Raw genomic sequence first — 26,703 nt, 5'->3', positions numbered from 1 at the left:
TTTATATTTTTAATATTAACCGCCGATACAGAAACTCTCCGCCAAACAGTATTCCCATCAGCAGATAAGAAATCAGCCCTGTATATACAGTCCATGCGTGCCAGTATTCACCGGTAATCAAACCAGCGGTAATTATGATATTCACACAAAAAAAACCGCACCATATCTGAGTAATACGTCTGGTATAGCGTACACCTGAAGCAGGCAGATCAGGACGCTGTAAGCGGGCAAGACGCTCAATTAAGGACTGCCGGCTATACAGACTTGCACCAAATACCAGCAAAAGCAGCGCACTTACCATTACTGGGTACCAGTACATGGCTTTAGCTGAATGCAGCCATGCTAAAACGATAAACAGTAACATTACTGCACATGACAACAGCTTTTGTAATGGCTGACGATTAAGTAATGCCCGTAACAGCCAGATCAGCGCCATTAATACTGCAACCGGAATAACACCGGTGTATTTTTGACCAAAATACCAGATAAACGGGTAAAGGATACTGACCAGAACGAGTACAGTATTAATTACCGGATATAATTTAGGCATTCTCGGCCTGTTTGGCCTTGTTCATGACTGCCTGAATTACATCAGCTACCGTACGCACATTGCGAAAATCCTCTGCCTGTAATTTGTGTCCAGTCTGGCGCTTGATATAATCAATCAGATCAATAGCATCAATACTATCAATTTCTAAATCCGCAAATAAATCGGCTTCCGGTTTGATTCGCTCTGGAGCAATTTCAAACAGATTTTCCAGTGCATTTGCCAGAATGGCATAAATTTCCTGTTCAGTCATACACAGGTTTCCCTTTTAAAATAAAAACAGGTTATCTTTAACGTTTGCTTTGGATGTAATTTGCTAATGTATTAACACTAAAAAAATACTCGCGCAGCTGGCTGCTGTCACTTTCCATTTGCAAACCAAATTTTTTCTGGATAGCCAGACCTAACTCCAGAGCATCTACTGAATCAAGTCCTAGACCATCATCCCCGAATAAGGCCATATCATCACCTATATCATCTGTTGTGATATCTTCCAGCCCTAAACTGTCAATAATTAATTCTTTAATCTGAATAACTAAATCGCTCATTTACTACTTTCTTCTACTGCATTCCTGCTGGAAATATTCCTGCAACTGCTGGTTAAGTTGTCTTGCCGCAATTGGCAAAGGTTTGCGTTGTAACCACTGCTGTGGATCGATATCATCACCAACATAAAAATCATAATGAATTTTCTGTTTTGGTATCTGATACCAGGGTTGGTTTTTTTTCAGTGCCGGCGGATTCATGACAATCACGACCGGAGTAATTACGCTGGCACTGCGTAATCCGATAGACACAGCACCACGATTAAAACAAATTTTATTATCCCATCCGGTACGTGTGCCTTCAGGAAAAATCAGCATACTCTGCCCGCTGCGCAGTATTGCATCCGCATCCTCAATAACCTGTAAGGATTCATCATTCGGTAAAAATCCACAGGCAAGTATCGAGTTTTTCATTACCGGATTATGCAACAAATCCTTCTTAACAATACAGTTGAGCACCGGCACCTTGGCCAGCATAAACACAACATCCAGTAATGAAGGATGATTCACCAGAATCAGTTGCCCGGGGCGACCCAAACGTTCAAAACCATGATAGCGGACAGCAATAACTCCTGTGATACTCAGATAACGGATAAATGCCGCCCAGACAGATGCAACCAGCCGTCGCGCTTTTATCTGGCTATCTGCATTTTTTCTTGCAGCAGGTAAGGTATAAGGCCACAGAATTATTTTAAACAGCAGCCCGAATACACCAAAAATTACAAAACCCATTGCTGTTGCACACCAGCGCCACAGCCAGTTACACCAATCCGTTAACCAATTTGCCACTGCCAGATACCTTGCTCCGCAGATTGATGACGCACCGGTTGCGCTGTAATCTGCTGTGTAATCCATTCCAGTGCACTACTGTAATAATTCAGTTCACCAGATAATAATTCGTTGCCAGTATCTGCTGTTGAATAAGTCAGGCTTACCTGTTCACCTCTGGTAATAATTAACCCCAGTGCCAGCGGAAACGGAGCACGTACAGCAGCTACGTTATATTCCTCAGCCAGAGGTTCTTCTACTACAACTACCAAAACCTGTGATGCCCCCTCTTCCAGCAGACCTACAGCCTCAGTAACTCCGATTTCCAAACCATTGTATCTGGCAGTCAGCGCAATACTTTCGCTCATATCACCCCGCATCAGCGACCATTGTCCGATAATGGCATTATGTACTGATAAGGCAAACGAAGTGGGTGATAACTCTTCTTGCTGTATCAGGCTTTTCCACAATTGAAAACTGCGGTTGATCTCACCATCATGAGAAACAAAAACTACCGGACAGGAAGCATCCTCTTGCAGCAGCGGCCATGACGCAGCAAACATCAAACGAGCAGCAGAGCTTAAGCGGCGTCTTTTCATTGCCGGCAAAAAAGATAAATCCACATCTTTAACCGGTAAACCACCTACATTTCTGCGCTGAGCAACCCATTTTTGCCAGTCTTCCGGCGTATGATGAAAAGGACTAACAGCATGCCAGTCAGATATTGAAAATTTCATATATCTGTTGAAAATCTTATAAACTTGACATTATATGTAAATATATAACAATAAACAATAAGATTTTTTGTTAATTGTTAATGTCATTTGAATCAATTTAATTTCAATATATTTGGTAAATTTTAAAGTATTTGATTATACAATATTAAATACCATAAATATCTAATAGTTAATGATTAAAAATATTAAGAGTAAATGGTTAAATGTAATTTAAAATTTAAATTAAGTGTTAATTATTATTTGGATTTTAAATTAATTTATTTGCAGATATTAGTATATACCTATCAGCACATAAAAGCAGTGCTCCTCTGTTAAAGCGCTTATTTATGGAAATTTCAATGTCATATCCGCAAAGTAATGCACATCTAATCTTACTGATTACTTAGATAATAGTTTGCTAGTTAGTCTTTATTACTTATTGTTACCGTACCATAGACCATGAATATTTTCGTTGTGTCTGCCGAACCGGTATAGCAGCCTTCACCGCCGCTGAGGTAACACGCAAGTGCAGCAAATCCCCATGCATCATCCATAGAAATCTCAAGTTTGCGAGTGGTGAGTGCTTCCAGATGATATTCTGTACCAAAATCTTGTACTTTTTGTGCAGCTACACTGAGCGATTCACTGACTGACGGATGATCCCATCCCCATAACCAGGTATTGTCTTCAGTATTGTATGTACCAACTATTTGTACTGGGGCAGTTACCATCAGTTTTTTTTCATGACTGACAAAAGTAATCGTACCGGTATCAAGGTCTGCACTCCATTCAGCAGTATCAAGACCCCAAGTATCTATTGCTATCTGCGTGCGTAATTGTATCTCGTTATTTGCGCGTGCAATGGTAAGCTCTGGCTCGGAAAGCTCTGTTGTATGCTGATCAGTATTTTTCTCTTTGCTGCCAAAAAGTTTTTTTAAGAAATTACCCATGTTTTATCCCCTGTTTATAATGCTGGTTAAGAAAAAATTATTTTACATAATTTATTGATTGTTATAACTAGTTGAATTATATCACGATAATTATCAACTTCTAAATCAGTTTTATATAGTTAATTTAACAAAGTATATACCTACAATATTATTTAAGCATTATTATCAGATACTTACCACTTTATTAGCATGCATGACCGGATTAAATTTTTCGGCAGAAGTATCAACGATTTATTTTTAAGTTGATTCTTTTCTAAAAAACATTGATGCTCTGGCTAAAAAATGAATTCGATTTGTAAGCAATTTAATCCATTGCGGTTTTATTCGAGCCAGATTGCACTGAGCATACGTCCGGTTTTCCCGTCACGACGATAAGAAAAATAACGCTCACGCTGCAATACGGTACATTCCGTTCCACCATATACCTGATGCACGCCGGCATCTGCGAGAGCCAGCCGTGCCAGGGCATAAATATCAGCCAGATAGTGCTCATTACCAATATCTGTAAATGCAGTCTGTGCCTTTGGCTGTTTCAGACAAAACACCTCCCATACCTCAGCGCCGACTTCAAAAGCTTCCGGTCCGATTGCAGGACCAAGATAAGCTAATATTTCCAGAGGGTTAACCTGCATAGCCTCTACAGTATTCTGCAATACTCTGTTTGCCAGCCCGCGCCAGCCGGCATGTGCAGCGGCAACTACTGTTCCGGCACGGTCACACAATAATACCGGCAAACAATCGGCTGTCATAATCGCACAGGCTGCTGATTCGCCGCGGTGACAAAAGCTTGCATCAGCATTGGCCGGTGTACCTGACTGCAATGCAGTTAACGCAGACACAGCATTAATAACATCTGCGCTGTGCACCTGATTCAGATAAGCCAGAGGTTTTGCTACCTGTTGTTGTACTAATGCACGATTATGCTGCACGGCATCTGCGTTATCACCGACATGTGCTCCGACATTCAATGAACTGAACGGTGGCTGGCTCACACCGCCCTGACGTGTTGTAAACAAGGTATGCACACTGGCTGGTGCCGGCCATTGTGCATTAAAAAAGACATTTTTATTCTGATTCAGACCGAGTGCCCGATTCATGTCCCACTGATTCATTCCTCTGTCCTATTCGCGTACATAAATAACATCCACATCATAATCATCGTCGTCCCAGTCTTCATCTTCAGATGCTTCCGCACTCAGCCGCTGCTGCCATTGGTCTTCGGTTTTAATGGAAGAGTCCATGCCAGCCTGTAAACGCAGTACAGACAGTAAATGATAAATATCAGTCGGTAACGGAGCTTCAAATTGCATGTTCTCCTGAGTTTGCGGATGAATAAAACTCAGCCGGTAGGCATGCAGTGCCTGACGTGCCAGCATTTTAACAGCGTCTCTGACTTCTGTTGTGGCGTGATGGCGCGGATTACCATAAAGAGCATCTCCGGCAAGCGGATGTCCGGCAGCTTTCATATGCACGCGAATCTGATGAGTACGGCCGGTTTCCAGCTGACATTCGATATAGCTGAAATCAGCATAACGTTCGAGTACTTTTACATGCGTAATGGCCTCTTTGCCGCCAAAAGGGACTACAGCCATACGGGTACGATTATGCGGATCACGTCCGATCAGTGTTTCAATTTTACCGTCAAACGGCACTACCCCGTCAGCAACAGCACGATAGGTACGTTTGACTGTCCGTGCCTGTAACTGACGAACCAGATGAGTTTGTGCGACTATGGTTTTGGCAACAACCATTAATCCGCTGGTATCTTTATCCAGACGGTGCACGATACCGGCTCGTGGTACTTGTGTCAGTGCCGGGCAATACGCGAGCAGACCATTGAGTAATGTGCCCTGCCAGTTTCCTGCTGCAGGATGTACAACCAGCCCGGCCGGTTTATTCAGTACCAGTACAGTATCATCTTCATATATAATATCCAGTGACATAGCCTGCGGTATGAAAGCCAGCTGACTTTCATCCTGCTGGATGGCTGCCTGTATGGCTTCGCCGCCAATCAGTTTATACTTGGGCGGGACTACGCTGCCATTGACTGTGACATGTCCGTCTTTTATCCACGCAGTCAGCCGGCTGCGGGAAAATTCCGGTGCCAGTTTTGCCAGTGCGGCATCCAGACGCAGGCCGGCCAGTTCATTAGGTACTGTCCAATTTTTATAACTTTGTGTACTATCATCTGCCGTAAATGGCAAATCATCGTTATAATCGTCATCATTCTCTAACAAAGAAGTGTCTTTCATGAAAAATTTGTTTTTGGCGGTGGCCTTAGGCCTGTTACTGAGTGCCTGTGCCAGCACAAGTACGGTAGATAAAGATTCCCAGATTACCCAGGACTGGTCAGTTCAGCGTCTGTACAATGAAGCACATGATGAGCTGATGCACCGTAATTATACTCATGCAGAGAAATTATACGAAATTCTGCAGGCACGTTTTCCTTATGGTTCTTATGCCGAACAGGCTCAGCTGGATACGGCTTATGCTTATTATAAGGATGATGAGAACGATAAGGCACTGGTTGCTATTGAACAGTTCCAGCGTCTTTATCCGCAACATCCGAATATGGATTATGCGCTATATTTGAAAGCGCTGATTCAGCTCAATGAAGACAAATCATTTGTCAGCAAACTGGCAAAACAGGACTGGTCTGACCGCGATCCTAAAGCAAACCGTGAAGCTTATGCTACTTTTGCTCTGCTCGTACAGTATTTTCCACAGAGCAAATATGCTGACGACGCCCGTGCCAAAATGCAGAAACTGCTGGATGCACTGGGTGGTAATGAACTCTCCGTGGCACGCTATTATATGAAGCGCGGTGCATGGCTTGCTGCGGTAGGACGGGCACAGACTGTAATTTCTCAATTTCAGAATACGCCAAATGTTGAAGAAGCTCTGGCAATCATGGTTTCAGCATATGCAAATCTGGGCGAGCAGAAACTCAGTGATGATACCAAACGTGTACTGGCACAGAATTTCCCGAACAGCCCGTATTTACAGAAACCATGGCAGGATCACAATTCCATTCCATGGTGGCGTTACTGGAAGTAATTACGGCTGATATTCCGGTACTCAGTCTCAGATAAGCTACACTTCTTAATCAGACCAATTCGCAGGTATTGGTCTGATTTTTGTATATGCGCAATTGATTATTCTGCTCTGGATAGTTATTGCACATGGTGCACAGAAGTAATCAGGACTTACAAATACAAGTAATCTGTATTCTTTTTTACAGCAAATATTTATTCAATATGTTCGGAATTTCTGCAGGCATCGTTTCTGAGATTGAAAAGTATGTTTTGATTATTGTTACCCTGATTTCAGTTCAGAAAAAATTTTATACTTTTGGCAAATATTCGCGTGCTAACCAGCGAATCTGCATCTGTGCTTCCGGTAATAATTTTTGTAATTTTGCCACAGCAGCTTCAGTCAGTAACTGTCCGCACATAAATATATCAATGGCAGCATAGTGATGTTCAGGCCATGTATGGATACTGATATGTGATTCAGCCAATAACAATACACCCGTAACACCACCGTTGCCGCCGAAAGTATGAAAATAACTGGTAAGAATATGCGCCTGTGCTGCCTGCGCAGTCTGACGCAATAATTCTTCGATGGCAACAGCATCCTGCAACCAGTTACCGTTTGTTTGATAAACATCCAGTAAACAGTGCTGCCCTACACTATGACTAAGCTGTTTTATTTGTGCCATCGCCCGCTGCTACTATAATAATGCCCGCCCGAAGAGTTTGTATCTGTTTCATGCGCGGCATAATCTATCCATGTAAATGCAATTAATAGTATTGCAGCAATATAAATATTATATTTTCTGGTTTTATTTAATTGACGAGTTTTTAATTTGGGCACAGTCGACAGTAAACTAAAAGCAAGTATAAACACTAGTACCGCATCAATTCCATAGTCATAATCAGCCGGTCCGCCGACCAATATTATAAAAATTACTGGTAAATTTAAAACAACAAATAAAGCTATCCAGAAATTAGGGTTATAAATATTAAACAGAGAATTTATAAAGGTTTGCCGGGACCATTTTCTGATATTGTCGGCATTAAAATCTTTTGCTTTAATGCCTTGATGTTCACGCACAATTTCAACAGCTTTATCCCGCTCAAGGGGTTTTGCTTTAATACTGATATTTTTATCATTTTGAAACCATGCAGCCACCAGAGAAGCAGGGATGGTGCTGACCACAGACCATGATTGTTCGTTGTCCGTGAGCGTTGTAGACAGTTTATGCGCCTTGCAACCATAATCGATATAATACATTCTGTCGCCCGGAGCAACCTGCCAGTAAAATGCACCGGCAGCATACATTACATGGGCAGCATAATCATATAAAAACGGAATATCTTCTCTTTTTAAATCGAGAGGTTGCAATGGTCCGTTTAAAATAGGCCAATCGTCCAGTGTTGAAGCCATTGCCCATTGATTATTTTCCAGCTCCAGCAGCCATAAAAAGCCTTTTCTGGGTGAGTAAAGCAGATATTCAGTCCAGCCAAGACTGTCTTCTTCCTCTGTCTCTTCACGCATAACCTGAACATACAAAGGTACATCCGGAAAAGCTATCTGTACTGGTAATTCCACCAGTATCATTGCACCCAGTACCCACCAGTCTTCATTGTTGATACGTGCTTTACTGCCAATTTTAATGGTTAACTGACGCTCATACCATTCACGCTTCTCACTGATGTTTTTCTGTAATGCCGCGTCTTCACTCATATCCATCTGACCGTGGCAATACTGGCATAGTACGTAATCGGTTACCCCGCTTACCCAGAGAATTTCACCGCCGCAACTCGGGCATTTACCTCTTTTAGTACTGCCTTTTACATAACCGGCCTGGCTGCGTATCTGTTCTTTTCTGCGAGTGTTTTGCAGTTTCAGTGATTTCAGGCTCACTCCCCGGCCTGCAAATACTTCAGGCTGTTGCTGACCGGATGAGTAATCCAACGTAATAAATGACAAACCATTACGGCAATCAGCTACCAGTGCTGTTTCAGAATTTGGCAGCGATACAGGTAACTCACCTTCAGCCACATACTGACCCCGGCTGGTTTTGTGAATATCAGCTACAGCATACCAACGTGACTGATACTTAAAAAATGTTTTACCGACTTTCAGACTACTGAATTCGGGTAATTTTTCCTCACCGGCAGATGGCGGCTGCAAACGGGTAAAAGCAAAACGGTCATTAGTTTCAGACAGCCATGCACTGCTGCCATCTTCTAACAGTGCATGCCACTCATTCCATAAACCTGCTTCATAATGTACTTGTATACGCCCGATCAGAATAAATGACTTACCCTGCCACTTACCGGTAGTACCGATTTGCAGCGGAGATAAATCATTCAATACTGCAGAATGGCGCCCTGATTGAAGCAGTTTATTCTGATTAACTAATAAAACAGAATGACAATAGCCGCAAACCGCAGTGACTGCAGTGGCTGAACGGATTCCGATTTCAGCCCCGCAGCTGGGACAGCTTGTGTGCAGCAGATAAGAGGATGAACTATTCATACTGCGAATTAACCGGTGATTTTTTTGATAATCTCAGCCTTGGCAGTATCATAATCATTCTGACTAATCAGATTTTGCTCCAGCAATGTTTTCAGTTGCGCGAGCCGCGCAGTTAAATCTGAAGATCCGTTTTCAGTACTACCGGCCGGTGCAGTCTGTGCAGCCACCGTTCCGGTTAGGCCTGAAGTCATCACAGTGGCTATATTCATACCGACCCCCAGTCCGGCACCAATTCCGGCAATACCGCCTTCATTCTCCGCTGCCAGCGGAATGGCCTGTGCAGTCTGATACTGGGTGTAACGTGCTATATCCCCGACAATACCCATGCCGATACGCTCATCGAGACGCTTTTGCAGATTTTCCGGCAGAGTAATGCTTTCCACAGTAAACTTTTCCAGCTCCAGTCCGAGCTCTGCAAAAGCCGGTTTCAGTAATGTGATCATTTGCTGTGACAGCATTAGCTGGTTAGCAGCCATATCCAGAAAAGGAATAGAAGAATTGCCAAAAGCAGTGGCCATCTGAGTAATGACCAGATTACGCAACTGCTCTTCCAGTGTTTCAGTTCGGTATTCTTCACAGACACCGCTTACTTCACGAAAGAAAACTGCCGGCTGGGCAATGCGAAAAGTGTACATGCCAAACGAGCGTACAGCGATGGCGCCAAAATCACTGTCGCGAATGGTAACTGGCTGTGCAGTCCCCCAGCGTCTGGATAATTGCTGACGCAGATTGAAAAAATACACATCCGATTTAAATGGAGACTGAAATAATTTACTCCAGTTTTTCAGATTGGTGAGTAAAGGCAGATTCTGGGTATTAAGGGTAAATGTTCCTGTACCAAACTGATCTGCAATCTGACCTTCATCCACAAAAAGAGCAGACTGTGCTTCACGCACCACCAGAGCAGCACCATTCTGAATTTCCTGATCCTGTAAGGGAAACCGCCACATTAATACATCCGGGTCAGGATTTTCCCACTGGATAACGTCAATAAATTGTTTCTTAATGAAGCCACCCAGACCATTACTGCCAAAAATTGAATTCATTACCATTGTTCGTATCCAGTTTAAATAAAGTTAATTTTTAACTTAATGCTGCAGCATTGAGAATACCGATAGCCACAGACAAACCAAAAAACAGAATTCCGACTGCAATATTATTATTAACCAGTTCCTGATTAGCTTTAGGTATCAGCAGGGTAGCAATCAAATACACCAGAATCTGAATAATCATGGCTGCTATGCCCCAGATAATAAAACTGACCAGATTAACTGATTGCAGCATACTGGAAGTCAGAGTGATGCAAAAACCAATCATTGAGCCGCTCAGCGAAACAGCACAGGCAATATTCCCCTGTTTAATTAATTTCAGCTCAGCTACAGGAGTAATACGCATATATAACAAAGCAAATGCGATTAGCATGGACAGCGCCACCGCAAAATATTTTAAATATTGGAGATATTGCAATAAAGGAATTGTCATTATTTATTATCCCGATTATTTCTGATGTTAAACATACCGTATAATAATTATTTTGTATAGTGTTGAATTTACTTTATTATGCAGAAATTTAACATCTGAATATAACTGCTGCCTTATCAGTATATACAGTTTAGTCAGACAGGATGCCTCACAGCAGCCTGTGCCTGAAGCAGACAAAATGAATAAAAGGATAAATGGTGAATCCTGCTTTAATTGTATCGGTATTTGTGGTAGCCAGCTGCGGTCTGGCATATGAACTGATTATTGCTGCTCTGGCCAGTTATCTGCTTGGTGATTCGATACTTCAGTTTTCTTCAATTATCGGCGTGTACATGTTTGCGATGGGTATCGGTGCACATATGACACGCTATATCAGGGACAAAGATGCATTAAGCCGTTTTATTGATATCGAAATTCTGGTGGGTATCGTTGGCGGTATTTCTGCGCTGCTGCTGTTTGTTCTGTTTGGTTTCTCTGAGACACCTTTTCGTTCGATACTGTACGGAATGGTGCTGACCATTGGTATTGTTACCGGAATGGAACTGCCGCTGGTCATGCGGGTACTCAATTTGCGGGAAGTTGAATTTAAAGAAGTTGTTAGCCGGGTGCTGACTTTTGATTATCTGGGTGCACTGGCTGTTTCCCTGCTCTTTCCCCTGATTCTGGCACCCAAACTCGGTATGGCCAGAAGTGCTCTGCTGTTCGGTATACTGAATACGGTTGTTGCATTATTAACTGCACGGTTATTTAAAAAAAACTTACGCCGCTACCGCAGCCTGTATCTGCGCGGTAATGTGGTTCTGCTTATTCTGATTCTTCTTTTCTGCTATGCCAATAAAATTACCGATAAGGCAGAAGAGCATTATTTCGGCGATCCGGTCGTATACAGCACAGCCTCTCCTTATCAGCGTCTGGTCATTACAAAATGGCATAATGATACCCGTTTATTTATCAACGGCAATTTACAATTTTCTTCAATAGATGAAGCCCGTTATCATGAAGCACTGGTCTTGCCGGTAATGGAACAGAATCCTCAGACTACCAGCGTTCTGATACTGGGCGGCGGTGACGGACTGGCTGCTCGTGAAGTACTGAAATACCCTCAGGTTAAGCAGGTTACTCTGGTCGATCTGGATGCCAGCATGACTAAAGTATTTCGGAACTCAACTCATCTGCGCCAGCTTAACCAGAATTCACTGAATAATCCGAAAATGCATATTATCAATGCGGATGCAGCACAGTGGCTGGAACACAATCAGCAGAAATTTGATGCAATCATTATCGATTTTCCCGACCCGTCTAATTTTTCTCTGGGCAAGCTGTATTCGGTTCCGATGTACCGGATGGTTGCACAGCATTTAAATCCTCAGGGCAATATCGTAGTGCAGTCCACTTCACCTTATTTTGCCCCGAATGCGTTCTGGTGTATTGTAAACACGCTGGAAACGGCCGGCTTAAAGACTCTGCCTTACCATGTTTATGTTCCGTCATTCGGTGAATGGGGTTATGTAATGGCAAATCAGAGCGGTGAATTTCTGATTCCTGATCATTATCAGGTACCAACACGCTATCTGGATGCCGATAGTACAAGAGAAATGTTTATTTTTCCGAAAGATATGCAACGCCGCTCTGTTGAACCCAATCATCTGAATACACAAAAGCTGGTAGAGTATTTTGAGGCTGACTGGCGCGCTGTCATGCGCTAAAGGAATAGCAGAAATGAAAATCAGTCGTCGCCGTTTTCTCAGCCATGTACTCGGTGCCAGTATGGTAGGTTTAACCGGCTATGAGGCATGGCGCTATTTCAGACCCGGGCAACCGCCAGTCAGTATAGATTTTCCCGGTAAGGCAACCGGCCATGCTATTCGTGATGCCCGTATAAATGTCCCTGCAGAGATACCCAGATTCAGCGTGAATACTGTGATTGTCGGCAGCGGGGCGGCAGCTCTGGCTGCGGCGTGGCAATTATCCAGACAAGGCATGCAGGATTATATTTTACTTGACGGGGCTGAACGCAATGGCAATAACCGCGGCGAACAGCAGTTTGGCGTAAACTATCCGACCGGAGCCCATTATCTGCCCCTGCCTTCGCCTGAATCAGAACATATTCGCGAACTACTTAATGATTTACAGCTTTGTCAGCATGGTGTTTATGATGAGCGGGCTTTGCTTCAAGTACCTAATGAGCGTCTGTTTTATCAGCAACAATGGCAGAACGATTTACTGCCGCATACAGATGCCGACAGTAAACGCTTTTTTCAGTTTATACACATGCTCAGTAATCAGCGTGGTACGGATGGTAAGCGTTTATTCACTATTCCGCTTGATTTAGCCAGCATGGATAGTCAATGGCGCCGTCTGGAAAAAATAACATTTGCTGACTGGCTTGAGCAGCAAAACTATCGTTCGCCGACATTTTTGTGGTATCTGGACTATTGCTGCCGTGATGATTACGGACAAGGTATCAGACAAATCAGTGCCTGGGCAGGTTTGCACTATTTTTGTGCGCGCGGTAATCAGCAAAATGAGCATGGCACAATAATGACATGGCCTGATGGTTTGAATGAACTGTCGCAACGGATACGCACATTCTGCCGCCTGCATCCGGCAACCAGTCTGGCGGATATTAGTTTGCCACGCACTCAGCCATATAGTATCAATGCCTTTGTTGTTTCAATTGAGGAGCATAATCAGGGTGTTCGCCTGCTTATCTGTACAGAGCAGCAACAATATTATTGGCTTGAGGCACAGCATGCTGTATGTGCCATGCCACTTTATATTGCAGCCCATGTGGTTAAAGATATTCAGCAGTACGGATTCAAACCGGATATCCATATGCCGCAATATGCACCATGGATTGTGGCGAACTTTCTGCTGCGTGGTTTTCCGGCAGAACGCAAGGGCAGCAAACTCGCCTGGGATAATATCCTCTATCAGGGAAAAGGACTGGGTTATGTGGTGGCAACCCACCAGCAAATCCGGCAGGGGCCACCAGCCTATACCTCATTTACCGCCTATACTGCACTGAATCATGATACCCCTGCTAATGTGCGCCGCTGGATGCTGTCTGCATCAACCGATGAAATTTATCAGTGTGCGGCCGCAGAACTCGAGCAAATCTATGGAGTTAAACTACGCCGGCGTATGTTGCAGGCGCGTTTAAGTTTACGTGGCCATGCCATGGCTGTACCGCAACCGGGCTATCTGTCCAATCAGGGTTTACAGTCACTGCGTACTTATACCGGTCGCTTACAGTTTGCACACAGTGATTTATCCGGTTATTCGATTTTTGAAGAAGCCTGCTACTGGGGTAAACGTGCGGCAGTTCAGATACTGGCACAACACTAATATGCGGTATCAGAACAAACAAACAGCCTGCTGCCAGAAATATGGCAGCAAGCTGTTTGATTCAGATAACAAAGTTTCTAAACTTCAAGATAATCCATAATACTTTGTGCCGCATCACGACCCTCGGCAATAGCAGTAACCACCAGATCAGAACCACGGGTAATATCACCACCGGCAAAAATTCTGGGGTTGGCTGTCTGCTGTTTATATTCACCACAGGTCTGAATCCGGCCGCGTTCATCCACAGTAACACCAACACTGTTTAACCAGGGCATACTGTGCGGAGCAAAACCAAACGCCACAATCACCGCATCGCAGGCAATCACTTCTTCACTGCCGGCAACAATTTCAGCACGCCGGCGCCCGCGTTCATCCGGCGCGCCCATTATGGTTTTTACTACCTGAATACCGCTTACTGTACCATCAGCATCAGTCACTACTGCCTGTGGCTGCACATTGAATTTGAACTGAACACCTTCTTCACGCGCATTATTGAATTCTTTTTTTGATCCGGGCATATTGGCCGCATCGCGGCGATAGGCACAGATAACCTCTTTTGCCTGCTGACGTAAAGCTGTACGCACACAATCCATGGCAGTATCACCACCGCCAAGAACCACTACGCGTTTATCGGCCATAGAAACATAATCTTTACTGGGAATATTCAGCAAATGTTCGGTATTGCCGATTAAATAAGGTAATGCCAGATAAACACCAGCGGCATCTTCATTTTCAATACCTGCACGCAGCCCCTGATAAGTACCTACACCCAGAAATACCGCATCATACTGCTGCTCCAGTTCCTGCAAGGTAACATCTTCACCTACTGTTACCCCCAGTCTGAACTCAATACCCATATCAGTCAGTACATGACGGCGGCGCATCATCACTTCTTTTTCCAGTTTAAAAGCCGGAATACCGAAAGTCAGTAAACCGCCGATTTCTGTCGCCCGTTCGTAAACTGTAACATCCACACCATTACGAATCAGTACATCGGCACAGCCCAGCCCGGCCGGACCGGCACCGACTACCGCCACTTTTTTGCCTACTTTTTCCACCTTACTGATATCAGGATGCCATCCCTGTGCAAAAGCCTGTTCAGTAATGTATTTTTCAATGGCTCCAATCGTAACCGCTCCGAATTCAGCATTCAGCGTGCAATCACCTTCACACAAGCGGTCTTGCGGGCAAACCCGTCCGCAGACTTCCGGCAGACTGTTGGTAGAGTGTGCCAGTTCAACTGCTTCGATAATTCTTCCTTCATTGGCCAGTCGCAACCAGTTGGGAATATTATTGTGTAAAGGGCATTTATTCTGACAGTACGGATTACCACAGGCCAGACAGCGGTCTGCCTGCGCAATAGCCTGTGCAGTAGTAAACGGCTGATAAATTTCCGCGAACTCATGCCGACGTACAGTCAGCGGTTCTTTCGGGGGATCGACACGCGGCACATCAATAAACTGATAAACATTTTCGCGTTGACTCATCTGGTGTTCCTTGCAATATTTCTAATTATTTCTGCATTATCCGGCGGGTTTACTGGGTCACTGCACGCAGTTCTGTAACTGTACGCGGCTTATGTCCCAGTAACGCATCAACATCATTGGCTTTCGGTTTAACCAGCACAAAACGGCTGACATAATTATCCCATTCTGCCAGAATGCGCTCCCCTAACGGACTGTGGGTATTCTCTACATGCTCAGCAATTAACCCGCGCAGATTTTCCTGATGCATAGTTAATTCACTGATATCCAGCCCTTCCACCAGCTCCGGATTAATCCGCTGTTTAAAGCAGCCATCTACATCCAGTACATAGGCAAAGCCGCCGGTCATACCGGCACCAAAATTAATTCCGGTTTTACCGAGTACGCATACCACACCACCAGTCATATATTCACAGCCATTGTCACCAATGCCTTCTACGACCACCGTAGCGCCGGAATTGCGCACGGCAAACCGTTCTCCGGCCTTACCGGAAGCAAAAAGCTTGCCACCGGTAGCACCATACAGACAGGTATTGCCGATAATTGTCGTGTCTTCAGGACGGAAAGCTGTGCCACCGTGCGGATGAATCACAATTTTGCCGCCGGCCATACCTTTACCCACATAATCGTTGGCATCCCCGGTGAGATATAAATTTACTGTTCCGGCCAGCCATACGCCAAAACTTTGTCCGGCTGTTCCGGTCAGATAGATATCAAAACGCTGGGGCACGTGACCACGATTACCGTAAGTCTCTGCAATCCGGCCGGATAATGAGGCACCTACTGAACGGTCGGTATTATTAATATCATAATTTAATTCAACATCCTCACCGCTTTGTATCGCATCACCAATATCCTGCATGATGGTACGGTTAAGGCGTCCCGGATCAAACGGAGGATTGGTCTGGGTACAGTAGCGTGAGCTGCCATCCGGTACTTTCGGGGAATACAGCAGCTTGCTCAAATCCAGCGTACCTTGTTTAGGCGTAATTCCGGAAACAATTTCCAGTAACTCAGTACGGCCGATTAAATCAGTTAACTGAGTTACACCGAGCTGCGCCATAATTTCGCGTACATCCTGTGCGATGAATTTGAAATAATTCATTGCTTTTTCAGGCAGACCGTGGAAATGTTCATGGCGCAGAGTATCATCCTGTGTCGCTACACCGGTAGCGCAGTTATTCAGATGGCAAATGCGCAGATAGCGGCAGCCCAGTGCAATCATCGGTCCGGTACCAAAACCAAAACTTTCAGCCCCCAGAATAGCTGCCTTCACAATATCCAGCCCGGTTTTCAGACCACCGTCAACCTGTAAGCGCACTTTATGGCGCAGATTATTTTCTACCAGAGCCTGCTGAGTTTCAGCCAGACCCAGTTCCCACGGGCTGCCGGCATATTTCACACTGGTTATCGGACTGGCACCGGTACCGCCGTCATAGCCGGAAATAGTAATCAGATCCGCATATGCCTTAGCCACACCGGTAGCAATCGTCCCCACACCCGGTAAAGACACCAGCTTAACTGAAATCAGCGCACGCGGATTAATCTGCTTCAAGTCAAAAATCAGCTGTGCCAAATCTTCAATTGAATAAATATCATGATGCGGTGGCGGCGAAATCAGCGTAGACCCGGGCACGGCAAAGCGCAGTTGAGCAATGTACGGAGTCACCTTATCGCCGGGTAACTGACCACCTTCACCCGGCTTGGCACCCTGTGCCACTTTAATCTGAATAACATCTGCACTCATCAGATAAGCCGGTGTTACACCAAAACGGCCGGAAGCCACCTGTTTAATCCGTGATACCCGTTCAGTGCCGTAGCGGTTCGGATCTTCGCCACCCTCTCCTGAATTGGAGAAACCACCCAGACGGTTCATCGCAGTAGCCAGCGCTTCATGCGCTTCCGGACTCAGTGCGCCAATAGACATTGCTGCACTGTCAAAGCGCTTATACAGATTTTCTGCTGCTTCTACCTGTTCCAGCTTAACCGGCGTTGCATTATCAGTTTTCAGACGCAGCAAATCTCGCAGCATAGCAGGCGGACGGTGGTTAACTGCATCTGCATAGCGACGGTAACGGCTATAGTCTCCGGTATTTATGGCCGCCTGCAATGTATTCACCACCTCAGGATTATAGGCATGATATTCACCCTGCGGCTTGTATTTCAGATAACCGCCGATTTCCAGTCCGCGGCTTTTCTGCCATGCCCGCTTGTGAAGCCATCTGAGCTCATCATCCAGCTGGGCAAATGTTGCACCTTCAATCCGGTTAATCATATTCTTAAAGCATAACTGCATCACTTCATGATGAAAGCCCACTGCTTCAAACAAACAGGCACAACGATAGGAAGAAATCGTTGAAATACCCATTTTGGAGATGATTTTATACAGCCCCTTATTAATACCATTGCGGAAATTCAGCATTACCTGCCGTAATGGTTTGGTAATTGCACCAATGCTAACCATTCTGGCCAGACTTTCATACGCCAGATACGGATACACTGCCGTGGCACCCAGACCAATCAGTACCGCAAAATGGTGCGGATTACGTGCCGAGGCAGTTTCAACAATAATATTGGCATCACAGCGCAAATTGGTTTCGACCAGACGCTGCTGAATAGCACCGACACTGAAAACAGCAGGAATAGCAATAGCATTCCGGCTGACATTGCGGTCTGATATCACCAGCAGAACAGCACCGTTTCTGACAGCAGCCACAGCTTCATCGCATAAATGTACCAGCGCTTCCTGCAAACTGGTTTCATTCGGGTTATAGACAGCATCCAGATGATGATGCTGATAATGCTCAGCTGATAACTGCAATAACTGCTGCATATCAGAGTACAGTAATACCGGCGATTTAAAATTCACCCGGTGTGACATTCCCTCAGCCTCAAAAAACACACTCATTTCGCGCCCGATACAAGTATTCAGGCTCATCACATGTTTTTCGCGCAAGGGATCAATCGGCGGATTGGTTACCTGAGCAAAATACTGACGGAAATAGTCGTACAGTACCCTCGGCCGTTGTGACAACACCGCAAATGGCGTATCGTCACCCATTGATCCTACCGGTTCCTGTCCGTTTTCTCCCAGTATCCGCACCACATTTTCCAGCTCTTCCATGTCATAACCAAACAGTTTCTGGTAAACCAGCAACTGGTCTGCTGACAAACTTGAGGTACCGGCCTCTTCATCCGGCAGTTTTTCAAACGGAATCAGCGATAATACATTTCTATCCAGCCATTCTTTATACGGATGCCGAGTTTTCAGCTCAGTATTGATATCCGCCGAATGCATCAGCCGGCCTTCACGCGTATCAATCACCAGCAACTCACCCGGTCCGACACGGCCTTTTTCCAGTACTTCATCCGGTGCGTAATCCCAGATACCTACTTCAGAGGCAATCGTAATCAGTTTATCCTGAGTAATAACATAGCGCGCCGGCCGTAAACCATTTCGGTCCAGCGTACAGGCCGCATAGCGGCCGTCACTTAGTACAATACCGGCCGGACCGTCCCACGGTTCCATATGCATGGAATTAAAATCGTAAAATGCACGCAAATCCTCATCCATATCCGGATTGTGCTGCCATGCCGGCGGTACCAGCAGACGCATAGCCCGGAACAAATCCATACCGCCGTTCACAAACAGCTCCAGCATATTATCCAGAGAGCTGGAATCCGAACCGGTTTCATTGACAAACGGCGCAGCAGTCTGCAAATCGGGAATCAGCGGAGTATGGTATTTATACGAGCGTGCGCGCGCCCAGGCACGATTACCTGAAATAGTATTAATTTCACCATTGTGTGCCAGATAACGGAATGGCTGTGCCAGCTGCCAGCGTGGCAATGTATTGGTTGAAAACCGCTGGTGAAACAGACAAATAGCACTTTGCATGCGCAAATCAGCCAGATCAGGATAAAACCGCGGCAAATCCTTGGGCATACACAGCCCTTTATAAATCATCGTCTGATTGGATAAGCTGCAAATATAAAAATCACGATGATTAATCCGTTTTTCAACACGCCGGCGGGTCATAAACAGCCGCCGTTCCAAATCACGCGGCAGCCAGCCGGCAGGCGCATTAACAAACACCTGCTGAATATAAGGCATATCCGCCAGAGCAATGGAACCAAGCATTTTCGGATTGGTGGGAACAGGCCGCCAGAATGAAATATTCAGCGTTTCACGCGTCAGTTCTTCCTCAATTATTGCTTTATATTCTTCTAGCAAAGCCTCATCACGGGGAAAGAAAATCATCCCTACGGCAAAGTTTTTGGCCAGCGTAATTCCTTCTTCTTCGGCAACAGCCTGAAAGAATTTTTTCGGCATTTGCAGTAACAGGCCACAACCATCACCTGTTTTGCCATCCGATAAAATCGCACCGCGATGCTGCATGCGTGACAGCCCAAGAATTGCGGTACGCACCACCTTGTGGCTGGCTTCGCCTTCAATATTGGCAATCAATCCAAAACCGCAGTTTTCTTTTACCAGAGAGTGGTCGTATAAGCTGGACATCGGGAAACCTCATTTGCTGCACTAACTGCAAAGCACAAATTAATTAGACAAGGTAACAAACATACAAAAATTTACCTATAAGCGTCAAAACCTTTTTTCTCCGGTACCGCAAAAAAAACTCTGTGATTTCATTTAAATTTAGATTAAATCACTACGATAATCCGTTTTACTGCGTATAAAAATGGAATTGAGTACAATATCTGCTATTTTTCACCAATTTAGAGATAATTAATAATAACTGCCTAAACAGCCAAAAAAAATTGCCAAAAGCACAAATTATGCTATTGGCAAATTATTTTAATTGAGAATAATAATCAATTATTATTCTAATTCAACAATATAAAATTATCTGATTTAATTATTTCCGGCTTTAAATATAAAAAAACAGGCGCATCCTGTTTTTATACTTTTCGGCTGTAATAAATAAAAAGGGAGATGCCAGCATCTCCCCGATAAATATTACTCATTAACGACACCCGCATGTTCAGCCTGAACATCAGCATGATAACTGGAGCGTACCATGGCACCAATGGCACCATGCTTAAAGCCCATCTCGTAAGCACGCTTTTCAAACTCCTTAAACTGCTGCGGCGTAACATAACGCAATACCGGCAAATGGCTGTTACTTGGCTGCAAATACTGGCCGATAGTAATCATTTCCACATCATGAGCACGTAAATCCTGCATAACTTCCAGAATTTCCTCATCACTCTCTCCAAGCCCTACCATCAGACCGGATTTGGTCGCTACTTCCGGCCTTAATGCCTTGTACTGTTTCAGCAGTTTCAGTGAATGCTGATAATCAGCTCCGGGACGAGCCTGCTTATACAGACGCGGAGCTGTTTCCAGATTGTGATTCAGTACATCCGGCGGTGTCTGTGCCAGAATATCCAGCGCGGTATCCAGACGACCGCGAAAATCAGGTACCAGCACCTCAATCTGTGTATGTGGGCTGGACTCGCGAATGGCAGTAATACAGTCAGCAAAATGCTGTGCCCCGCCATCGCGTAAATCATCACGGTCAACCGAAGTAATCACCACATAACGTAAATTCATTGCTTTCACTGAAGCAGCCAGATGCTTTGGTTCCTGCGGATCAAGCGGATTAGGACGGCCATGTCCCACATCACAGAACGGACAGCGGCGGGTGCAGATATCACCCATAATCATAAACGTTGCCGTACCCTTGCTGAAACATTCTCCAATATTCGGACAGCTGGCTTCTTCGCATACCGTATGCAGCTTCTGCTCACGCACAATGCTTTTAATTTCAAAAAACTTCTGACTGCTTGGCAGCCGTGCCCGTATCCATTCCGGCTTTTTCAGTTTTTCTTCCAGCGGCACAACCTTAATCGGAATGCGCGCAGTTTTTTCCGCACCTTTATGTTTTACCCCTTGGCTGTTATCTTGATTCATAGTACAACTTTCTGTGTAGATTTCCGCTCAGGCGGCGGTGCATTCAATTCTAAAGTCAGGTAGCCGGTTAAACGCTCAGCCACATCAGCCAGCTCCGGACAGGGCTTAACAAAATCCGCTATCTGGGTCATATGCAAACCGGCATAACCGCACGGATTAATATGTGTAAACGGAGTCAGATCCATATTCACATTCAGTGCCAGCCCGTGATACACCGCGCCTTGTTTAATACGCAGACCAAGCGAAGCAATTTTCTGACCGTTCACATAAACACCGGGACGTTTCGGATCATTCACCGCCGTAATTCCGTAATCAGCCAGCGTAGCAATAATACTGTTTTCCAGCCGGCTCACCAGCTCGCGCACAGTAATATGCCGGCGCTTGAAATCAATCAGCGTATATACCACCAGCTGCCCCGGACCGTGATAAGTAACCTGTCCGCCCCGGTCAATCTGCACTACCTCGATATCATCATGCACCAGAATATGTTCGGGCTTACCAGCCATACCCTGAGTAAACACCGGCGGATGTTCAACTACCCATAACTCATCTTCAGTATCAGCCGTACGCCGTGCAGTAAATTCCTGCATAGCCGCAAAAACCGGCTGATAGGAGCGTAAACCCAGCTGCACCACTTTCATAGTACAACTTTCACCATCGGATGGCTGCTTAAAGCACGATAAATATTATCCAGCTGTTCCTGATTTTCAGCACGAACCACCACCGTTGCACTAATATAATTACCCTTACTGCTCGGACGGGTATTAATATTTTCTGCCGCTGTATCCGGTGCATGCTGCTGCACCACCTCCAGCACTTTAGCCTCAAATTCCGGATGCTGTGCACCCATTACCTTAATCGGGAAATCCAGCGGAAATTCAATAATACTGGTTTTCAGATTATCACTCATTTCTGTACCTTTCCTGTCTGCTCACGTTTGTACCATGTAAATCCCATGCAAAACAGGCTTATTCACGTAAAATTTTTTAATCCAAAGCTAAGAACAGCTGCACAGCCAGACTAAACACCTGTTTTTTGTGCCAGATAGGTCTGTAATCCCCGTTCGCGCAACACACAGCTCGGGCATTTACCACAACCGCCCTCTATACCATCATAACAGGTATGTGTGTGTTTCCGTACATAATCCAGATAGCCCAGCTCATCCGCCAATGCCCATGTTTGCGCCTTATCCAGATACATCAGCGGCGTTATCAGCCTGAATTCATAATCCATAGCCAGATTCAGCGTTACATTCATAGACTGGACAAACACATTACGGCAATCAGGATAGCCGGAAAAATCTGTTTCACAGACACCGGCAATAACATCATGAATACACTGACCCTTAGCAAAAATGGCCGCATACAGCAAAAACAGCGCATTCCGTCCGTCGACAAAAGTATTGGGCAACCCTTCAGCCGGTGCCTCAATCGTCTGCTGTTTATCCATCAGCGCATTATGGGTAATGCTTTGCAACAGCGACAAATCCATTACTGTCTGTGCCACGCCCAGATCCTGTGCAATCCAGCGTGCTTTTTCCAGTTCAATCGCATGACGCTGACCATACTGAAACGTAATCGCCTGCACATTCTCACGCCCGTAAGCAGCAATAGCCTGCAACAGACAGGTAGTTGAATCCTGACCGCCGGAAAAAATTACCAGAGCCTTAGAATATTGTTTCATTATCCAGATTCCTTAGTTTTGATTTCAGAACCAGCCGGAAAGCCCTCTTTCCGGCCGCCTGACGTGGGAGGTTTGCGAACCACGCAGTCATTTATTACAAATTATAAAACATTTGCCCTCTTATACTGACAGTTTGGTCACGAAAGCGTGTAAAACAGGTAAAATAACCGGCTTTATTGCTGATATTTCAAATACACAAACATGTTGGTACTGGGAATAGAATCTTCTTGTGATGAAACCGGCGTCGCCCTGTACGACAGCACGCGCGGTCTGCTGGCTCATCAACTGCATACACAAATTGCCATGCATGCAGAATATGGCGGTGTCGTGCCTGAACTGGCCAGCCGCGATCACATCCGCCGGCTGACACCGCTTACTCAGGCCTGTCTGCAAGAGGCAGATAAAACATACAGTGATATCGACGCTATTGCCTACACACAGGGACCGGGTCTGGGCGGTGCACTTTTGGCCGGCGCAAGCTTTGCCAATGCTCTGGCATTCGCCCTGAACAAACCGGTTATTCCGGTACATCACCTTGAAGGACACATGCTCTCGCCATTACTGAGCGAAGACAAACCTGCCTTTCCCTTCGTCGCCTTACTGGTTTCCGGCGGCCATACCCAGTTTATGGCCGTAAAAGGGATTGGCGACTATACCCTTCTGGGTGAAAGCATCGATGACGCTGCCGGAGAAGCTTTCGATAAAACCGCCAAACTGCTTGGCCTGCCTTATCCCGGCGGTGCCAAACTGTCAGAACTGGCCAGACTGGGACAACCGGGCAGCCTGCATTTTCCCCGCCCCATGCTGCATTCACACGACTTAAACATGAGTTTTTCCGGTTTAAAAACCGCAGTATTGACCGCAGTAAACAAAATCCGCGCAGAAACAGGCTGTAAAGAACAGCTTCCGGAGCAAATCCGCAATGATATTTGCCGCGAATTTCAGAACGCCGTAGTAGATGTACTCACCAGCAAAGCCAGACAGGCATTAAAACAAACCGGTTATCAGCAGCTGGTTGTTGCCGGCGGTGTCGGCGCCAACTGGCAGTTACGCCAGAGCCTCAGCAACTTGCCGGGAATACAAACATTCTTTCCGCCAATGGCCTACTGCACAGATAATGGCGCCATGATTGCTTTTGCCGGTGCCATGCACCTGAGCAAGGCACAGCCTGCTGCCGGTTTTAATGTAAAGCCGCGCTGGCCGCTCAGCCAGATTGTTCAGTAATACCGTGCACCCTCAGCACGGTTAACCGCACAGATTAATATGATTGAAATTAAAAACCTTAGTTTACAACGTGGTAATAAACAACTTTTGAATAATGCCAGCCTGACCATCTATCCGGGTCAGCGTATTGGCCTGATTGGTAAAAACGGCACCGGCAAATCCAGCCTGTTCGCTCTGATTGAAGGTAAAATCAGCCATGACAGCGGTGATATCCGTTTACCCAAACACTGGCAACTGGCCACTGTCAAACAGGAAACACCTGCACTGGATATACCTGCGCTGGACTATGTTTTGCAGGGCGACAGCGAATTGCAGCAACTGCAACAGCTACTGCAACAGGCCGAAGATGACGACGACGGCTTCAAACAGGCAGAATATCATGCAAGGCTGGATGAAATCGGCGCATACAGTGCACCGGCACGTGCAGCCAAACTGCTCAACGGTCTTGGTTTCTCACAGCAGGAACAGCAGCAACCGGTAAAATCATTCAGCGGCGGCTGGCGTATGCGCCTGAATCTGGCTCAGGCACTGATGTGCCGTACGGATTTACTCCTGCTGGATGAACCTACCAACCATCTGGATCTGGAAACAGTATTGTGGCTGGAACAGCATCTGGCCGGTCTGGATACCACCCAGATAATTATTTCGCATGACCGTGATTTTCTGAATGCCACCACCACTCAGACAGTTGAACTGACACAACAGCAGCTTATCCTCTACGGCGGCAACTATGATTTTTATCAGCAGGAACGTGCACAGCGGCTGACTCAGCAGCAGGCTGCCTATCTTAAACAGCAGGCTCATATTCAGCACCTGCAATCCTTTATCGACCGCTTTAAAGCCAAAGCCACCAAAGCAGTACAGGCACAAAGCCGAATCAAAGCACTGGCACGGCTTGAACGCATTGCCCCGGCACATCTGGACAGTGAGTTTTCGTTTCAGTTTGCGCAGCCTGACCATCTGCCCAATCCGCTGCTGAAACTGGAACACATCAGCCTTGGCTATGGTGACAAAACCGTTCTGCACGATATCGACCTTTCAGTTGAATCCGGAGCACGTTATGGTCTGCTCGGGGTAAACGGCAGCGGTAAATCCACCCTTATCAAAGCCATTTCCGGCAGCCTGAAACCACTAAGCGGCCAGATTATCCGTGCGGAAAAACTCAAGATCGGCTATTTCGCCCAGCATCAGCTCGAAACACTGCGTGCAGACCAAAGTCCGGTCTGGCATATCCAGCAGTTATCACCGGCCGTACGCGAACAGGAAATCCGCAACTTCCTCGGTAGCTTTGCCTTCATCGGAGATATGGCTTTACAACCAATCGCCCCCTTTTCCGGCGGTGAAAAAGCCCGTCTGGCACTGGCAATGATAGTCTGGCAAAAACCAAACCTGCTGCTACTGGACGAACCGACAAACCATCTTGATCTGGACATGCGCCATGCATTAACTGTAGCATTACAGACGTTTAAAGGCGCACTGATCGTAGTCTCTCACGACCGCAGTCTGCTTGAATCCACTACTGATGCCTTAATTTATCTCAGTGATGGCGAACTGAAACACTTTGATGGTGACCTCAGCAATTACCGCCAGTGGCGTTTAACTCAGGATCAGCATAACGGTGAACAGCCGCAGGATTCGCGTGATAACCACAATCGCAAAGAGCAGAAACGCATTGAAGCACAACAACGTCAGCAGCGTGCCCGTCTGATTAAACCGTTATTGAAAAATATCGAAAAAGCCGAACGGGATATGGGAAACTGGCAGCAGCAACGCAAACAACATGAAGCATTTCTTGCCAGTGAAGAAGCATATCTTGACGAAAATCAGACAAAATTACAACAAACCCTTACCCAATTGGCCGAGCTCAAAGTAAAATTAGCTCAGACTGAAGAAAAATGGCTTGAATGGCAGCAAGAAGTCGAAAACATTAACCAGACTACTTGAATTATTGCAGTATAAGGCTCAATAATGACATACAAAAAAATCATTCCCATACTAATATTTACCAGTGGCCTGTTTATAGGACAGAGTGCCGTTGCAAAAGTGTATACCTGTCTTGAAAACGGCGAAGTTGTCTATACCTCAAAACTAAAGGGAAATTGTGCCGTAGCCAACTTACCGGCTATCGGTAGCTACAGCGACAGCCGCCCCAGCTACCGCAACAGTAGTGCTTCGGCCACAATACGCAGCCGCCCGCGGCCTGCAACCAAGGTAGCAACAGCCTATAGCGGCCTGCAACCCACAGTTAATATCGTTCCTAAAGGCAGCGACAATACCCGTCGTGCCATTTTGCAGCAGGAGCTGACCAATGAACGTAATGCTCTTGCTCAGGCACAGCAGGCACTGAACCGCAGCCGTACCGGAAAAGGCGGTAATATTACCGAACTGCAAAGCGCAGTACTTGACCGGCAGCAGAACATTCAGGCCATACAGCGGGAACTTGGTCGTATGTAAACCCAGATAAAGGATAAATC

24 protein-coding genes are annotated in these 26,703 nt (G+C 45.7%); 6 read left to right on the top strand and 18 right to left on the bottom strand.

All coding sequences use genetic code 11. The features are described from left to right. Position 1: 1 nt before the first annotated feature. The 8 genes from H3V01_RS00490 to rluD form a co-directional block, all read right to left on the bottom strand. On the bottom strand, positions 2-550 hold the full coding sequence (locus tag H3V01_RS00490) for a membrane protein (protein WP_041879327.1): 549 nt from the start codon (positions 548-550) through the stop codon (positions 2-4). Continuing rightward, complete coding sequence (locus tag H3V01_RS00485; RefSeq protein WP_025330056.1) at positions 543-800, bottom strand: acyl carrier protein; 258 nt, start codon at positions 798-800, stop codon at positions 543-545. Before H3V01_RS00485 ends, H3V01_RS00490 begins: the two co-directional genes overlap by 8 nt. A gap of 37 nt (positions 801-837) precedes the next feature. Further along, complete coding sequence (locus H3V01_RS00480; RefSeq protein ID WP_037392583.1) at positions 838-1,095, bottom strand: phosphopantetheine-binding protein; 258 nt, start codon at positions 1,093-1,095, stop codon at positions 838-840. A gap of 3 nt (positions 1,096-1,098) precedes the next feature. After that, the gene (locus H3V01_RS00475; protein ID WP_232332616.1) at positions 1,099-1,824 is read right to left on the bottom strand and encodes a lysophospholipid acyltransferase family protein; all 726 of its coding nucleotides are present in this window, start codon (positions 1,822-1,824) and stop codon (positions 1,099-1,101) included. Positions 1,825-1,865: 41 nt separating this feature from the next. After that, positions 1,866-2,597, bottom strand: a complete 732-nt coding sequence (locus H3V01_RS00470) for a beta-ketoacyl synthase chain length factor (protein WP_037392580.1) — start codon at positions 2,595-2,597, stop codon at positions 1,866-1,868. A gap of 401 nt (positions 2,598-2,998) precedes the next feature. Then, positions 2,999-3,526, bottom strand: coding sequence for a DUF6882 domain-containing protein (locus H3V01_RS00465; protein WP_198185623.1), 528 nt, complete (start codon positions 3,524-3,526; stop codon positions 2,999-3,001). 320 nt (positions 3,527-3,846) lie between these two features. Beyond that, positions 3,847-4,638, bottom strand: coding sequence for a peptidoglycan editing factor PgeF (gene pgeF / locus H3V01_RS00460; RefSeq protein WP_100125118.1), 792 nt, complete (start codon positions 4,636-4,638; stop codon positions 3,847-3,849). Between the two features lie 9 nt (positions 4,639-4,647). Further along, entirely contained in the window at positions 4,648-5,778 is a 1,131-nt protein-coding gene (gene rluD, locus H3V01_RS00455) for a 23S rRNA pseudouridine(1911/1915/1917) synthase RluD (RefSeq protein ID WP_198185621.1), read from the bottom strand. On the opposite strand from rluD, the gene H3V01_RS00450 reads away from it, so the two are divergent. Beyond that, positions 5,777-6,583, top strand: coding sequence for an outer membrane protein assembly factor BamD (locus H3V01_RS00450; protein WP_084585857.1), 807 nt, complete (start codon positions 5,777-5,779; stop codon positions 6,581-6,583). The genes rluD and H3V01_RS00450 overlap by 2 nt on opposite strands. A 286-nt stretch (positions 6,584-6,869) precedes the next feature. On the opposite strand, the gene speD is transcribed toward H3V01_RS00450, so the two are convergent. The 4 genes from speD to H3V01_RS00430 are packed head-to-tail and all read right to left on the bottom strand — an operon-like array spanning position 6,870 to position 10,555. Next, on the bottom strand, positions 6,870-7,247 hold the full coding sequence (gene speD / locus H3V01_RS00445) for an adenosylmethionine decarboxylase (RefSeq protein ID WP_084585858.1): 378 nt from the start codon (positions 7,245-7,247) through the stop codon (positions 6,870-6,872). After that, positions 7,235-9,073 carry a DUF4178 domain-containing protein gene (locus tag H3V01_RS00440; RefSeq protein WP_198185619.1) on the bottom strand — a complete coding sequence of 613 codons (1,839 nt, stop codon included), beginning with the start codon at positions 9,071-9,073 and terminating at the stop codon, positions 7,235-7,237. Before H3V01_RS00440 ends, speD begins: the two co-directional genes overlap by 13 nt. Positions 9,074-9,081: 8 nt before the next feature. After that, entirely contained in the window at positions 9,082-10,125 is a 1,044-nt protein-coding gene (locus tag H3V01_RS00435) for an SPFH domain-containing protein (protein WP_084564733.1), read from the bottom strand. A gap of 31 nt (positions 10,126-10,156) precedes the next feature. Beyond that, entirely contained in the window at positions 10,157-10,555 is a 399-nt protein-coding gene (locus H3V01_RS00430; protein ID WP_025330045.1) for a DUF350 domain-containing protein, read from the bottom strand. A 197-nt stretch (positions 10,556-10,752) separates the two neighbouring features. Here H3V01_RS00430 and H3V01_RS00425 point away from each other — a divergent pair, with 197 nt between their 5' ends. Together H3V01_RS00425 and H3V01_RS00420 are read left to right on the top strand one after the other, a co-directional pair. Continuing rightward, positions 10,753-12,261 (top strand): polyamine aminopropyltransferase, encoded by a 1,509-nt coding sequence (locus H3V01_RS00425; RefSeq protein ID WP_370570110.1) that lies wholly within the window; start codon positions 10,753-10,755, stop codon positions 12,259-12,261. A gap of 13 nt (positions 12,262-12,274) precedes the next feature. Then, positions 12,275-13,903, top strand: coding sequence for an FAD-dependent oxidoreductase (locus tag H3V01_RS00420; RefSeq protein ID WP_198185616.1), 1,629 nt, complete (start codon positions 12,275-12,277; stop codon positions 13,901-13,903). A 77-nt stretch (positions 13,904-13,980) separates the two neighbouring features. Here H3V01_RS00420 and H3V01_RS00415 read toward each other — a convergent pair whose 3' ends face one another. The 6 genes from H3V01_RS00415 to queC all read right to left on the bottom strand — a co-directional run bounded on the left by H3V01_RS00415 (position 13,981) and on the right by queC (position 23,005). Then, positions 13,981-15,390, bottom strand: coding sequence for an FAD-dependent oxidoreductase (locus tag H3V01_RS00415; protein WP_025330042.1), 1,410 nt, complete (start codon positions 15,388-15,390; stop codon positions 13,981-13,983). 49 nt (positions 15,391-15,439) lie between these two features. Beyond that, positions 15,440-19,906 (bottom strand): glutamate synthase large subunit, encoded by a 4,467-nt coding sequence (gene gltB / locus H3V01_RS00410; RefSeq protein WP_198185615.1) that lies wholly within the window; start codon positions 19,904-19,906, stop codon positions 15,440-15,442. 459 nt (positions 19,907-20,365) lie between these two features. After that, positions 20,366-21,322: a lipoyl synthase gene (gene lipA / locus H3V01_RS00405; RefSeq protein WP_025330040.1), complete on the bottom strand. Its 957-nt coding sequence runs from the start codon at positions 21,320-21,322 to the stop codon at positions 20,366-20,368. Then, positions 21,319-21,963: a lipoyl(octanoyl) transferase LipB gene (lipB, locus tag H3V01_RS00400; protein ID WP_037475333.1), complete on the bottom strand. Its 645-nt coding sequence runs from the start codon at positions 21,961-21,963 to the stop codon at positions 21,319-21,321. Before lipB ends, lipA begins: the two co-directional genes overlap by 4 nt. Further along, a complete protein-coding gene (locus tag H3V01_RS00395) occupies positions 21,960-22,232 on the bottom strand; it encodes an HP0495 family protein (protein ID WP_025330038.1) in 273 nt (90 codons plus the stop codon). The genes lipB and H3V01_RS00395 overlap by 4 nt, the downstream gene beginning before the upstream one ends. A 110-nt stretch (positions 22,233-22,342) precedes the next feature. Next, positions 22,343-23,005 carry a 7-cyano-7-deazaguanine synthase QueC gene (queC, locus tag H3V01_RS00390; RefSeq protein WP_198185614.1) on the bottom strand — a complete coding sequence of 221 codons (663 nt, stop codon included), beginning with the start codon at positions 23,003-23,005 and terminating at the stop codon, positions 22,343-22,345. 201 nt (positions 23,006-23,206) lie between these two features. On the opposite strand from queC, the gene tsaD reads away from it, so the two are divergent. Genes tsaD through H3V01_RS00375 form a run of 3 tightly spaced genes read left to right on the top strand, consistent with a single transcriptional unit; the run spans position 23,207 to position 26,683 of the window. Next, positions 23,207-24,229 carry a tRNA (adenosine(37)-N6)-threonylcarbamoyltransferase complex transferase subunit TsaD gene (gene tsaD, locus H3V01_RS00385; protein ID WP_198185613.1) on the top strand — a complete coding sequence of 341 codons (1,023 nt, stop codon included), beginning with the start codon at positions 23,207-23,209 and terminating at the stop codon, positions 24,227-24,229. A 39-nt stretch (positions 24,230-24,268) separates the two neighbouring features. Next, entirely contained in the window at positions 24,269-26,173 is a 1,905-nt protein-coding gene (locus H3V01_RS00380; RefSeq protein ID WP_084585868.1) for an ATP-binding cassette domain-containing protein, read from the top strand. Between the two features lie 24 nt (positions 26,174-26,197). After that, complete coding sequence (locus H3V01_RS00375) at positions 26,198-26,683, top strand: hypothetical protein (RefSeq protein ID WP_025330034.1); 486 nt, start codon at positions 26,198-26,200, stop codon at positions 26,681-26,683. Positions 26,684-26,703 lie beyond the last annotated feature (20 nt).

The sequence above is a fragment of the Snodgrassella sp. M0351 genome, from assembly GCF_016100575.1.
Taxonomy (GTDB): Bacteria; Pseudomonadota; Gammaproteobacteria; order Burkholderiales; family Neisseriaceae; genus Snodgrassella; species Snodgrassella alvi.
The sequence above is the reverse complement of the archived record's forward strand: the minus strand, read 5'-3'. Positions and strand labels throughout refer to the sequence as shown.

Excerpts from the sequence above, each read along its gene's own strand:
- H3V01_RS00490 (WP_041879327.1), bottom strand. The coding sequence starts at position 550 with ATGCCTAAATTATATCCGGTAATTAATACTGTACTCGTTCTGGTCAGT.
- H3V01_RS00485 (WP_025330056.1), bottom strand. The coding sequence starts at position 800 with ATGACTGAACAGGAAATTTATGCCATTCTGGCAAATGCACTGGAAAAT.
- H3V01_RS00480 (WP_037392583.1), bottom strand. The coding sequence starts at position 1,095 with ATGAGCGATTTAGTTATTCAGATTAAAGAATTAATTATTGACAGTTTA.
- H3V01_RS00475 (WP_232332616.1), bottom strand. The coding sequence starts at position 1,824 with ATGGGTTTTGTAATTTTTGGTGTATTCGGGCTGCTGTTTAAAATAATT.
- H3V01_RS00470 (WP_037392580.1), bottom strand. The coding sequence starts at position 2,597 with ATGAAATTTTCAATATCTGACTGGCATGCTGTTAGTCCTTTTCATCAT.
- H3V01_RS00465 (WP_198185623.1), bottom strand. The coding sequence starts at position 3,526 with ATGGGTAATTTCTTAAAAAAACTTTTTGGCAGCAAAGAGAAAAATACT.
- pgeF (WP_100125118.1), bottom strand. The coding sequence starts at position 4,638 with ATGAATCAGTGGGACATGAATCGGGCACTCGGTCTGAATCAGAATAAA.
- H3V01_RS00450 (WP_084585857.1), top strand. The coding sequence starts at position 5,777 with ATGAAAAATTTGTTTTTGGCGGTGGCCTTAGGCCTGTTACTGAGTGCC.
- rluD (WP_198185621.1), bottom strand. The coding sequence starts at position 5,778 with ATGAAAGACACTTCTTTGTTAGAGAATGATGACGATTATAACGATGAT.
- speD (WP_084585858.1), bottom strand. The coding sequence starts at position 7,247 with ATGGCACAAATAAAACAGCTTAGTCATAGTGTAGGGCAGCACTGTTTA.
- H3V01_RS00440 (WP_198185619.1), bottom strand. The coding sequence starts at position 9,073 with ATGAATAGTTCATCCTCTTATCTGCTGCACACAAGCTGTCCCAGCTGC.
- H3V01_RS00435 (WP_084564733.1), bottom strand. The coding sequence starts at position 10,125 with ATGGTAATGAATTCAATTTTTGGCAGTAATGGTCTGGGTGGCTTCATT.
- H3V01_RS00430 (WP_025330045.1), bottom strand. The coding sequence starts at position 10,555 with ATGACAATTCCTTTATTGCAATATCTCCAATATTTAAAATATTTTGCG.
- H3V01_RS00420 (WP_198185616.1), top strand. The coding sequence starts at position 12,275 with ATGAAAATCAGTCGTCGCCGTTTTCTCAGCCATGTACTCGGTGCCAGT.
- H3V01_RS00415 (WP_025330042.1), bottom strand. The coding sequence starts at position 15,390 with ATGAGTCAACGCGAAAATGTTTATCAGTTTATTGATGTGCCGCGTGTC.
- gltB (WP_198185615.1), bottom strand. The coding sequence starts at position 19,906 with ATGTCCAGCTTATACGACCACTCTCTGGTAAAAGAAAACTGCGGTTTT.
- lipA (WP_025330040.1), bottom strand. The coding sequence starts at position 21,322 with ATGAATCAAGATAACAGCCAAGGGGTAAAACATAAAGGTGCGGAAAAA.
- lipB (WP_037475333.1), bottom strand. The coding sequence starts at position 21,963 with ATGAAAGTGGTGCAGCTGGGTTTACGCTCCTATCAGCCGGTTTTTGCG.
- H3V01_RS00395 (WP_025330038.1), bottom strand. The coding sequence starts at position 22,232 with ATGAGTGATAATCTGAAAACCAGTATTATTGAATTTCCGCTGGATTTC.
- queC (WP_198185614.1), bottom strand. The coding sequence starts at position 23,005 with ATGAAACAATATTCTAAGGCTCTGGTAATTTTTTCCGGCGGTCAGGAT.
- tsaD (WP_198185613.1), top strand. The coding sequence starts at position 23,207 with ATGTTGGTACTGGGAATAGAATCTTCTTGTGATGAAACCGGCGTCGCC.
- H3V01_RS00380 (WP_084585868.1), top strand. The coding sequence starts at position 24,269 with ATGATTGAAATTAAAAACCTTAGTTTACAACGTGGTAATAAACAACTT.
- H3V01_RS00375 (WP_025330034.1), top strand. The coding sequence starts at position 26,198 with ATGACATACAAAAAAATCATTCCCATACTAATATTTACCAGTGGCCTG.